We start from the raw sequence: 11,999 nt of genomic DNA on the forward strand, positions 1-11,999 counted from the left end.
ATGCTCCGGTTCTTGGTCCCTTGACCAAAAAAATAATAAAAAGCGGCTATGCCAGGAGAAATCCCGCACAGCCGCTTTTTTGTTCTATAAATCCCGCTCATCGGCGCCTATCGCCAGAATTTCGCGGATATCCGCCTCGGTAAGCGAGGAAAGCTGCTCTTCGCCGGGCTGGATAATATCGTCTATCATATTTTTCTTCCGCTGCTGCAGGGCGTACATCTTATCTTCTACCGTACCATGAGCGGCCAGCCGGATAACCTGAACAACCTTGGTCTGCCCGATCCGGTGCGCCCGGTCCGCGGCCTGCTGCTCGACAGCCGGGTTCCACCACAGATCATACAGAATAACCGTATCCGCGCCTGTCAGGTTGAGTCCTGTACCGCCGGCTTTGAGCGAAGCAAGGAAGATATCCTTCTCTCCGTCATTAAACCGGTTGCATAGCTCTACTCTCTCCGATGCCTTGGTACTGCCGTCGAGATAGAAATAAGAAAGGCCTTGACGGACCAATTCCTTGCTGATAAGACCAAGCATCTCCGTAAATTGGGAGAAGATCAGCATCCGTTTGCCAGTGCTGCGGCATTCTTCCACAATCTCGAACAGCTGCTCGAATTTGGCGGAGCTGCCTTCGTAATCCGTTACGAACAGGGCCGGATGGCAGCAGATTTGGCGAAGCCGAGTCAGGCCGGCCAGAATTTTGATCCGGTTCTGATGGAAGCTCCGGTCATTGTCCAGATGCTTGACGGTTTCGGTGCGCAGCTTGGCCAAATAAGAGACGTAAAGCTTCTTCTGCTCGGGCAGAAGATTCGTCGCCTGCAGCGTTTCGATCTTCTCCGGCAGCTCCTTGAGCACATCGCTCTTGAGGCGCCGGAGCAGGAAGGGGCGTGCACGGCGCGCGATGTTCTCTCTTGGCAGGTCGGAGAAGACTTTGCGTGCCGGGAACAGCTCAGGGAAAATAGCGCCAAAGAGCGACCACAGCTCCTCGACCTTATTTTCCAGCGGCGTACCGGTTAATCCAAAGCGGTACTTGGCTTGCAATGCCTTTACGGCTTGCGCCGTTTGAGTCGCATGATTCTTGAATGCCTGCGCTTCGTCCAGGATGACCGTATGATAATAGCGTGTGACGTACAGCTCAATATCCCGGCGCAGAAGCGGATAGGACGTAATAATGACATCCATTTCTTGCAAAGACCTCAGCTTGGCTGCTCTTTCGGGTCTTGTTCCATCTGCAATGACGACTCTCATCTCCGGAGCGAACTTCTTCAGCTCGCTTAACCAGTTGTACATCAGAGACGCGGGAGCGACGATAATGGCGGGTTGGTCCAGCCGCCTGATCTCCGGCAGGAACGAGAGGAGGAAGGTGATGCTTTGCACCGTTTTGCCTAGCCCCATGTCATCAGCCAATATTCCGCCAAAACGGTAATGGGCGAGCGTCTTCATCCATTGGAAGCCATATTTCTGATAGTCCCGGAGCACATGCTGAAGGCTGGCGGGCACCTCGAATTCCAGATGATCCGGGTTGCGGATATGGGCCAGCAGCTTGCGGAATGACTTGCCAAGCTGAATCGTTCTTCCTTCATTGTCGAAGTCCGCGAGGTGAAGTCCGCGTGCCAGCGGGATACGGAAGGCAGCATGATTCAGCTCCGTTCGCAGGAAGCCCGTTTCGTTAATAATTCTTGTGATGGCCTCGTATTCTTTGCCTTCGAGCGGCAGCAGCGCCCCTTCCTGCAAGCGGTAATAACGCCGCTTCTCTACAATGGCGCGAAGCACTTCGCGAATCTCGTCATCGGATATGCCGGTCAGCTCAAACCTGAAATCCAGCCAGTTTGTCCGCTCATCCACTTCGACTTTTAGAATAGGCGGGGTATTGGGGACCACGATCCGTGTCTTCACGGCAGAGGTTGCATGAACCTGCAGCAGCTTCTCCAGCTTGGAAATGGTATGCCGCAGAAATTCATACTCGCTGTCTTCATCCTGCATGTAATAGCCGAGCTCCGTTGTGACAAAGCCGCTCTGCTCCATGATATCGAGAATCTGATTTTCCCGTTCCCCGTCCCGGAGAAGAATGCGGTCGGTGCTTTTGTAATCATGGTTAGCAGCCAGCGGGTTCATCCGAATATCGCCGTACTGGAATTCCAGTTCGGCGAGCAGCCTGTCCCGGATCCGGTCGAGATAAAGCCTGGCTGTCAGCGGAGTCTGCACGATTTTTTCCGATACGCTTCGGGTTACTTGAACCTGCCCCAGCTTCATCAGCTCGGGAACAACCTTGTCCATAAACGGTTCAATCTGCTCCGGAGCAATGATGACATGCTGCCTGCGCGAGGCATCCAGCATGTTCTTGAAATCGGCCAGCTGCCTGCAGGAGGCTTCGGGAAGCGGCATCATCCGGCCTTCGCTCAAGACCATATTGTAGGCGGTTAAGACAACGATTTTATCCAATCCCTCGACATCCAGCTGAAAGCCGTTGCCGTCATGTTCGCCAAATTCGAAACGAACCGGAGAGATCTGCTCGCTCATTTGCAAGCCGGCGGTTACCGTGCCCTCCTGATCAATCAGCACGGAAGGGCAAGCAAGGAGCAGCGGCAGCACATGAGGCCAATCCGCGGGAGGGATCATGAGCATCCGGTCGCTATGCTTGCCGCGTGCGCGGCCTGCCTTGGGCAGCGCATCTTCCTGGTACAACGCTTCATTCCTGCTGATCCGCGCCAGCTCGGCGAGCATCGCGTGATCCTGCGTCAGGAAGCGGTGCTCGGCGGGATTAAAGGTGAACTGCTTGGAAAAGGTACGGGTTACGTTTAAAGTCATGCCTTCGATAAATGCTCGAATATCCGGTACAACGTACAGCCTTCCAAGACCTAATCTCAACTCGATGCCAATCCGGTAGTTCCGGTATCCGCTTGAGAAGATAACGCAGGAGAATTGGACCTCAACGGGAATTCGGGTATCTCTTACATAACGCGTACTGCCTAGGAGTGCGGTTTGCTGGTGCTCCCGGCTGCTGAACAGGTCCAGAATGCTGGAGGATAACAGCTGGTCGCTGGCCGAGATCCGCGCCAAATTAAGCGCTTCTTCGGGCAGCTCAGGCAGCTCTAACAGATGCAGCAGCATGGCTGCCACATGTTCGCAGTATTTATCTTCGGGATCAAAATCCGGGCATGTGCAGGTCGCGACAATCTCGCCCCTGCTGACGGCTGCCGTAACAATCCAATCGCGGTTTGTCCGGACATTTGCTTCGCAGAAGGGCTTCGCCGGGTCATACCTTAGTATCGTTACCCCGCCGGCCTGCCAGATGGATTCTCCTTCTTCAAAGGCAAATCGGCCGCATAACACCCGGACATCATCATCTGTATATTGAAAGCTCATGTTAGGGTTCCTTTCCGAATTACTCGCTTAATTGTTGCAGCAAAAGCAACAGTTGGCCGCGCTCTTCAGGGGATAAGGAGGCGAGAACCTTGTCCGCCGATTCGCTCATGGCCAGACGGGCTTGCTGCATCAGCGGAGGTGCCGTTTCCGACAACCGGATAAATGTTGCCCGGCGATCATCCGGGTCAGGCAGACGCACAATCAGCTTTTCCTGTTCAAGAGCATCCACGAATTGAGTAACGGTCCGCGGTTTAATGCCAAGCTTAGCCGCAATCTCGCTCATGCGGATTTGTCCTGCTTCAGCCACGGAGACGAGGAAGCGCAGCCGTGGTCCCGACAAATATTCCGGCACTTGGAGGGCAGATAGATGGGATTCGAACTGGAGATGAAGCTGATGGGTGGTCCGGAGCAGCGTTTCCAGTACCTGGCCTGATGAAGGCATTGTTTCAGACGTTGCCATATTTCCTCCTTGACTTTTGACACATGAATTTCTATATTCTATTTAACAAATAATTAGTGAGTATACTCAATATGTGTTCATTCCGTATTTTGATTTTACATGATTTCCTGCAATAATCCAATAAGAAGGGTAGTGTCAAAATGATGCAAGCGATCCGTTATCATCAACATGGAGGACCCGGCGTGCTGCAGCTCGAGCAGGTTCCCGAGCCGGTTCCTCAGGAGGGGGAAGTGCTGGTTCGTATTGCTGCGGCGGGCGTTCTGCCAGTAGATTGGAAAATTCGCAAAGGATTAATCCCGATTCCCCAGATATACCCTGTCATTCCGGGTACGGCTTTTGCCGGCGTAATTGCGGGCATTGGCTTGGGGGTTACCGGATTTGAGATCGGGCAGGAGGTATTTGGCCGGAGTACAAACGGAACGTATGCGGAATATACGACGGCTCCGGCTGGTTCTGTTGCGCTGAAGCCTTCTTCAATCAGCTTTGAGGAAGGGGCAACGATTTGCGGCGGAGCCACAACGGCATGGTGCGCGATGAAACAGGCAGGCATCAAAGCCGGAGACCGTGTGTTCATACATGGCGCTGGCGGGGGAGTGGGTTTGTTCGCGGTCCAGTTCGCCAAATGGAAAGGCGCTACCGTAACTGGTACAGCAGGGCCGTCGAATATCGATTTTATACGCTCCATTGGCGTGGATAACCCCATCGATTATACGGCTGCTCGGTTTGAAGAAGGACTGGAGGGTCAATTCGATTTTGTGCTGGATACCATTGGCGGAGCTACCCTGGAGAGGTCATGGCTGCTCCTCAAGCGAGGAGGCGCTCTTCTTACCATAACGGGTCAGCCTCCGATCGAGCGGGGAGAGAAGGAAGGCGTCCGCGTTCTCCGGTCAACGCTTGCTTCTCAAGAGGATTTAATCGAGATTGCGGAGCTGCTGGATAAAGGAATCGTCCAGACCCGGGTTCAGGCGATTTTTCCATTGCGGGAGGCTCGTCAAGCGCATACTCGTTCGGAGGATGGCCATGGCCGGGGACGCATCGTTCTGCAAGTCATAGAGTAATCGCGTAATAAAAATGACAAAACCTATGAATTCGAATGATTTCACGGGTTTTTTATGTTGAAATCTTAATTTTACACGTCATATTCTTTAATTTATGTAGTTTACGGTTTACGAATTACGATTAGAATGAAAAAGGTGTAATAGAATCGTACCAGTTATGTGCGCGAAAAGGAGAAATATAATCATGTCCAAACCCAATGAACCGATTGTAACGCATATTTTTACAGCAGATCCTTCTGCGCATGTATTTGAAGGCAAAATTTATATTTATCCTTCCCATGACCTCGATCATGACGGCCCGACCAACGATAACGGCGACCAATACCAGATGGAAGACTATCATATCTTGTCCTTGGATGACGTGAATTCTCCGTGCGTCGATCACGGTGAAGCTCTGCATGTGAAGGATGTGCCATGGGCGTCGAAGCAAATGTGGGCACCGGATGCGGCATTTAAGAATAATACCTATTACTTGTATTTCCCTGCAAGAGATAAAGACGGCATATTCCGGATTGGCGTTGCTACAAGCGAAACTCCGGCAGGACCGTTCAAGGCAGAAGAAAACTATATCCCGGGCAGCTTCAGCATTGACCCTGCCGTTTACGTTGACGAAGATAACAGAGCTTATATGTATTTCGGCGGTCTGTGGGGCGGACAGCTGGAGAAGTGGACAACCGGCGAGTTTGTTGCGGATGCCGCTGATCCGGATGTAAACGGACCTGCACTTGGACCACGCGTCGCAGAATTAAGCGAAGACATGCTTACTTTTAAATCCGAGCCGACGGAAATTTCCATCGTGGATAAAGAAGGAAATCCGCTGCTCGCAGGCGACGAAGACCGCAGATATTTCGAAGGTCCCTGGATGCATAAATATAACGGCAAATACTATTTGTCGTATTCGACCGGCTCTACCCATAAGCTTGTGTATGCCATTGGCGATAATCCGCAAGGACCGTTTGTATTCCAAGGTACGATTCTGACGCCGGTAATCGGCTGGACGACTCATCACTCCATCGTGGAATTCCAGGACAAATGGTATCTGTTCTATCATGATGCATCGCTGTCCGGCGGCGTTGACCATAAGCGCAGCGTGAAATTTACGGAGTTGAAGTATAACGAGGACGGAACGATTCAAACGCTGGATCCATACAACAATTAATAGGAAAGCACGGAGCGGATGCTCCGTGCTTTTTTTGTATTGCGTCACACGATTGTTAACCCGGCACTTGCGTAACCGGCTACGGTTGTTGCGATATCAAGTCCTTGCGTAACGCTCGCCGAGAAGACCAGTAACAGGCGGGTGCCTGCGGCAACCGGAATGGAAAGTCCCGTTGTAAGGCCGGAAGAAATGGTGCCAAGGCTCAGAACCCCTGTTAGAGGAGGAGCTAGTGTAACCAGAGCGCCGGGAACAGCGGTAAAGGTGTTGTCTGGCGTAGCGGAAGAGAACAGCTGGGCAGTAATCGTCACCGTGGAGCCAACTAGAGTTAAGCCTGCAGTTGTACTGAAGTAGGCAGCCATCGAGGTGATCGTCCCGTCACGCGGCGTGGAAAAAGCAGTGTTCAGGAGTATTCCCGGACCACCAGTTAAATCAATCACGCCACCGGCAACCGTAACGCCTGCCGCATTGGTTCCAAAAGCGGTTAGAGCAGAAGTATTCAACAATCCTCCAAGCACGGTTGTTAATGTCGCAGGCGTGCCGGAAGCAAACGGAATAATAGCTCCTGAGCCTGGTTCACCTGTAGCCCCGGTTACCCCGGTTCCACCTGTCGAACCAGTTGAGCCGGTCGCACCGGTCGCGCCAGTAGCGCCGGTCGCTCCAGTCGCGCCAGTGTCGCCCGTAGCGCCGGTCGCTCCAGTCGCGCCAGTGTCGCCCGTAGAGCCGGTCACTCCAGTCGCGCCAGTGTCGCCCGTAGCGCCGGTCGCTCCAGTCGCACCAGTGTCGCCAGTCGCCCCGGTAGCGCCAGTCGCACCAGTGTCACCCGTAGCGCCGGTAGCTCCAGTCGCACCAGTGTCACCCGTAGCGCCGGTAGCTCCAATCGCGCCAGTGTCGCCCGTAGCGCCGGTCACTCCAGTCGCGCCAGTGTCACCCGTAGAGCCCGTGACCCCAGTCGCGCCAGTGTCGCCCGTCGTGCCGGTAACCCCAGTCGCGCCAGTGTCGCCCGTAGAGCCCGTGACCCCAGTCGCGCCAGTGTCGCCCGTAGCGCCGGTCACTCCAGTCGCGCCAGTGTCGCCCGTAGAGCCCGTGACCCCAGTCGCGCCAGTATCGCCGGTAGCGCCGGTCGCCCCAGTCGCGCCAGTATCGCCGGTAGCGCCGGTCGCTCCAGTCGCACCAGTGTCGCCAGTCGCCCCGGTAGCGCCAGTCGCGCCAGTATCGCCAGTAGCGCCGGTCGCTCCAGTCGCGCCAGTGTCGCCCGTAGCGCCGGTCGCTCCAGTCGCGCCAGTGTCGCCCGTAGAGCCGGTCGCTCCAGTCGCGCCAGTGTCGCCCGTAGAGCCGGTCACTCCAGTCGCGCCAGTGTCACCCGTAGAGCCGGTCACTCCAGTCGCGCCAGTGTCACCCGTAGAGCCCGTGACCCCAGTCGCGCCAGTGTCGCCCGTCGTGCCGGTAACCCCAGTCGCGCCAGTATCGCCGGTAGCGCCGGTCGCCCCAGTCGCGCCAGTATCGCCGGAAGCGCCGGTAGCGCCGGTCGCCCCAGTATCACCCGTAGCGCCAGTATCGCCGGTAGCGCCGGTCGCCCCAGTATCACCCGTAGCGCCAGTATCGCCGGTAGCGCCTGTCGCTCCTGTCGCGCCGGTCGCCCCAGTATCACCCGTAGCGCCAGTATCGCCGGTAGCGCCAGTTGCTCCAGTCGCACCAGTATCCCCAGTAGCCCCGGTCGCGCCAGTAGCTCCGGTATTACCTGTAGCTCCAGTTGCCCCAGTATCGCCAGTAGCGCCGGTCGCCCCAGTATCACCCGTAGCGCCAGTATCGCCCGTAGCGCCGGTCGCTCCAGTCGCGCCAGTGTCGCCCGTAGCGCCGGTCGCTCCAGTCGCGCCAGTGTCGCCCGTAGAGCCGGTCACTCCAGTCGCGCCAGTGTCACCCGTAGAGCCCGTGACCCCAGTCGCGCCAGTGTCGCCCGTCGTGCCGGTAACCCCAGTCGCTCCAGTATCGCCGGTAGCGCCGGTAGCGCCGGTCGCCCCAGTCGCGCCAGTATCGCCGGTAGCGCCAGTTGCTCCTGTGCTGCCAGCCCCGGTCGCGCCGGTCGTACCCGTAGCGCCAGTCGCTCCCGTATCTCCTGTTGCCCCTTCGGCAAGCACCAGGTAATCCGGGGACGAGCCCGGTTCACCCGTTGGGCTGGCTACAAGAGCCAGATAAGTACTCCTGTTGAAGGTGACAATTTGACCTTGCGGGTATAACGGTGCTTGAAGCGGGTTAAAGACCGTAATGCCAACTAAACCTATACCCGTAGCGCCGGTTGCTCCGGTCGCGCCAGTCGCGCCTGTGTCTCCCGCGGCTCCGGCCGGCCCTGCCGGCCCCGCTTCACCTGCCGGTCCGGCTGCTCCGGCCGGCCCCGCGGGACCTGCTGACCCCGCTGGCCCCGCCGGACCTGCGGCCCCAGCAGGTCCCGCAGGTCCCGCAATACCAACCGGTCCAGGTGGTCCCGTTGGACCCGGAGGCCCGGTTGTTGGAATGATGGCAGCAAGGATGATTGCAAGCTGCCGGGAGATGGTGCGTATTTGACCAATAAGAGCGTCTTTATCTGCGGGCAGTATATCAAATAACAGACCATACGCCCCAAGTATATTTATCAAATACTCACATAAAATGACTGTGCCAAGCGGGGAAAAAGGCGTTGTTTCAACAAGGGTAATGAGATTTTCCAGCAGGGCAAGCAGGGTCGACTGTTCCTCAACCTCGAAATCAATGGTTAGTACGAGTGACCGAAGCTCGTTTAATATGGTGTTAAGCTGGGATATCCGGCTTGATGTAGGATTTTCAAGAACACTGGGAAGCAGGTTAGACAAGTCTGTCAGTAGATTCCGTAAGGAAGCTAATTGTGACGAGGTAATAGGTATTGGACCTGTGGCCATTCTTTCATTCACTCCTCTAGCTGCTCGATTGACTATGACCTGTGATCTGGGCAGCGGCAAGAGTTCTCCTTTCCCCTCACCTCGCCTGCACACCCTGATAATGGAATATTGAAAAATATGTTCCATAAATTAGTAATATTCTTTATGGCTGAAGGAATTAAAGGGCAAGTCCATCGAGACCTGTCGCATATCCGCGGGAAAACGCGAATAAAGGAGTGTATCATCCATGATCAGTATCAGTCTCTGTCTTATCGTGAGGAATGAAGAGGATGTGCTGGCCCGCTGCCTGGATTCGGTCAAAGGCATTGCCGATGAGATCATCGTGGTCGACACGGGATCCGTTGACGGAACCAAAGAGATCATTTCATCTTATACGTCCAAGGTTTATGACTTTGAATGGATTGACGATTTCGCCGCTGCACGCAATTACGCATTCGGAAAGGCAACCTGCGAGTACATACTGTGGCTGGACGCGGACGACATTTTCCTGGAGGAAGATCAAGTCAAGCTGCTGGAGCTGAAGGCATCGCTTTCGGCGGACGTGGATACGGTATCGATGTTTTACCATTTGTCGAAGGATGAGAACGGAACCGTAACGAACAGGCTGCGGCGCAACCGGCTGGTCAAGCGTGCCCGCGAGTTCCGGTGGATTGGAGCGGTTCATGAATATTTGGAAGTGTATGGGAAGGCCCTTGCTTCGGATATCGCGGTTACTCATGCAAGCACGAGGCATGACAGCGACAGGAACCTGCGCATCTACGAGCAGCGTCTGGCCAGAGGGGAAGAGTTAAGTCCAAGAGATTTGTATTATTACGCGAATGAGTTAAAGGACCACAGCCGCTATGAGAAAGCCATTCTGTATTACAATCGCTTCCTTCATTCCAAAAAAGGATGGGTGGAGGATAACATTGCGGCATGCGGCAAGCTGGCGGATTGTTTCGCGGCAATCGGCCAGCAGGAGCAGGCGCTGGAATCCGCTCTCCGCTCTTTGCAATACGGAAGTCCCCGGGCAGATAACTGCTGCCGGATCGGCTACTATCATCTGCAGTCTGGTGCCTATGACAGTGCCGTTTTCTGGTATGAATCCGCCTTGCGGGTACCAAATCCGGAGCAGGCATGGTCGATGCAGAATACTTCCTGCTCAACCTGGCTGCCGCATCTTCAGTTATGCGTCTGTTATGATAAGCTTGGAGAGTGGCCGAAAGCCTATGAGCATAACGAAATCGCCCGCGCGTACCGACCTGATCACCCTTCGGTCCAGCATAATAAAACTTATTTGGAAGGCCTGCTTTTACCGCAGCAAGCCGTGGAACAACCGGATCTAAGCCTTACGCAGACCGCTCCATGATAATTGCCGAATTTCCGAGGCTGTGCGTCCCGTTGCCTGCTTGAGCTGTCTGGCAAAATGATGGGAAGTTTTAAAGCCGCAGCGCAGAGCGATTTCGGTTACGGTAAGTCCGGTATTGGTTAGCAGTTCAACCGCCTTCTGAATTCGGAAGTTCCACAAGTATTGAAAGGGCGTAGCTTGCTCGTATTGCTTGAACAGACGAACCAGATGCTCAGGAGAAACCTTAGAGAAAGCGGCTATTTCCTTCAAGGTTACCTCTTGGGCATAATGCTCCCGAATCCAGGATAACGCCGAATAAATGGCAGGATGCTTCTCTTTCTGATGCAAGGTGCGCCTTGATTCCACCGGGTACAGATGCAGGGCGGCAAGTCCCAGCTGCAGCATAACCGAATCCGATGGCGAGGCATCCCGCTGCAAGCGGAGAAGGAGGTCCGTCAGCCGGTTCATGTCCTCGTTGAGGGGGAGAACCTCGGGCAATAGACGGAAGGATTCGCGCGTTTCCTCCTCCAGCTGCTGCACATGTACGGCAATCCAGCGATGCCAGGTATCCTCGGTTTTGGAGAAGACGAACTGCTCTTCATGTCCAGGCAGAAGCAGCACGACATGTCCAGGCTGGACATGAAGCTCACGGCCGTCAACGGTCACGGACATTTCGCCGGTGTAGAGCATAACAAGCTGAATATCCTGCTGGATACGGGGACCAAATCTTCCTCCCGGCGGATATACAACGGATCCGGCTACGGTTGATGTTACGTTCATAGGATCACCTCTCAGCCTGATTGTACGCCTAATAAATAATAAATATCAATATCAGATACAAATGTGTAATTGACAGCAATTGTCCGGAAGCGGGGGGCGGGAGTACGATTAATGTATCGCGCGAGCACTACGAAAATAAAGGAGAATAAATAGTGAACACGACTTATACCGCTCCTCTAGCTCCCCTGTCGGTAGAACAAATCGAATTTTTCAAGAAAAATGGATACCTGTTATGGAAGAAAGGCATGTCCAGCGATTTGATCGATGCCTTTAACGGACACATATACGATATCAGAAACCAGTCGCCTATGCCCGAGTGGGCAGCCTGCGAGGAGTCGAAGAAGTATTCGCTTCGCCTCTTTAATTCGCATAAGCATGACAGCATATCCAGACAGCTGATGAAGCATACGCTTGTGCGCGGAGCGCTGGCGCAACTGATGGGCAAAGAAGCGGTTTGCGTGCAAAGCATGTATTTCTACAAAGAGCCGGGCTCACCGGGACAGGCTGCTCATCAGGATTATTACTATATTAAAAATGATCCGATGACGATGATAGCGGCATGGACGGCAATGGAGGATTTGATCGATATCGAGAACGGCTGCTTGTGGGTGATGCCGGGTACCCATAAGCTGGGGCTGCTGCCGCACGGATCGGTCAAAAACATCGAAGAGCATGAGCCTTGGACCGAAGAGACGGAAGGCGTGGATACGAGCAAGCAAATACCGGTCGTGATGGAGAAAGGCGATATTTTGTTTTTCAGCGAGCTGCTCATCCATTCCTCGGGCAAGAACCGGAGCAAGGACAGATGGCGCCGCTCCTATGTCTGCCATTACATTCGCGAGGATTCTCATGTGCTTCACCGGGAAGATCTGCGCCGGAAATATCCATTATATTAGAGACACGTTAGGGAGCTGGAAAGCTCTCTTCTTTTTGCGTATAATTAGTT

Annotated in this window: 8 protein-coding genes; 4 read left to right on the forward strand and 4 right to left on the reverse strand. The window is 54.5% G+C overall.

What is annotated here, in order from left to right; translation table 11 throughout:
• Positions 1 to 84: 84 nt before the first annotated feature.
• Entirely contained in the window at positions 85 to 3,360 is a 3,276-nt protein-coding gene (locus tag M3194_RS06290) for a DEAD/DEAH box helicase (protein WP_251652548.1), read from the reverse strand.
• A 19-nt stretch (positions 3,361 to 3,379) separates the two neighbouring features.
• Positions 3,380 to 3,820, reverse strand: coding sequence for a MarR family winged helix-turn-helix transcriptional regulator (locus M3194_RS06295; RefSeq protein ID WP_251652550.1), 441 nt, complete (start codon positions 3,818 to 3,820; stop codon positions 3,380 to 3,382).
• A 140-nt stretch (positions 3,821 to 3,960) separates the two neighbouring features.
• On the opposite strand from M3194_RS06295, the gene M3194_RS06300 reads away from it, so the two are divergent.
• A complete protein-coding gene (locus M3194_RS06300) occupies positions 3,961 to 4,878 on the forward strand; it encodes an NADP-dependent oxidoreductase (protein WP_251652552.1) in 918 nt (305 codons plus the stop codon).
• A 184-nt stretch (positions 4,879 to 5,062) separates the two neighbouring features.
• Entirely contained in the window at positions 5,063 to 6,037 is a 975-nt protein-coding gene (locus tag M3194_RS06305) for a glycoside hydrolase family 43 protein (protein WP_251652553.1), read from the forward strand.
• 44 nt (positions 6,038 to 6,081) lie between these two features.
• Here the strand turns inward: M3194_RS06305 and M3194_RS06310 are convergent, their stop codons facing one another.
• Positions 6,082 to 8,946: an exosporium glycoprotein BclB-related protein gene (locus M3194_RS06310; protein ID WP_285889155.1), complete on the reverse strand. Its 2,865-nt coding sequence runs from the start codon at positions 8,944 to 8,946 to the stop codon at positions 6,082 to 6,084.
• A 226-nt stretch (positions 8,947 to 9,172) separates the two neighbouring features.
• On the opposite strand from M3194_RS06310, the gene M3194_RS06320 reads away from it, so the two are divergent.
• Positions 9,173 to 10,294 (forward strand): tetratricopeptide repeat-containing glycosyltransferase family 2 protein, encoded by a 1,122-nt coding sequence (locus M3194_RS06320; RefSeq protein ID WP_251652555.1) that lies wholly within the window; start codon positions 9,173 to 9,175, stop codon positions 10,292 to 10,294.
• Here M3194_RS06320 and M3194_RS06325 read toward each other — a convergent pair.
• Positions 10,268 to 11,053 (reverse strand): AraC family transcriptional regulator, encoded by a 786-nt coding sequence (locus tag M3194_RS06325; protein ID WP_251652557.1) that lies wholly within the window; start codon positions 11,051 to 11,053, stop codon positions 10,268 to 10,270. The two genes, M3194_RS06320 and M3194_RS06325, sit on opposite strands and share 27 nt — an antisense overlap.
• 152 nt (positions 11,054 to 11,205) lie before the next feature.
• Here M3194_RS06325 and M3194_RS06330 point away from each other — a divergent pair, with 152 nt between their 5' ends.
• Positions 11,206 to 11,949, forward strand: coding sequence for a phytanoyl-CoA dioxygenase family protein (locus M3194_RS06330; RefSeq protein WP_251652559.1), 744 nt, complete (start codon positions 11,206 to 11,208; stop codon positions 11,947 to 11,949).
• Positions 11,950 to 11,999: the final 50 nt, after the last annotated feature.

The sequence above is a fragment of the Paenibacillus glycanilyticus genome, from assembly GCF_023715145.1.
In the GTDB taxonomy this organism is placed as follows: Bacteria; Bacillota; Bacilli; order Paenibacillales; family Paenibacillaceae; genus Pristimantibacillus; species Pristimantibacillus glycanilyticus_A.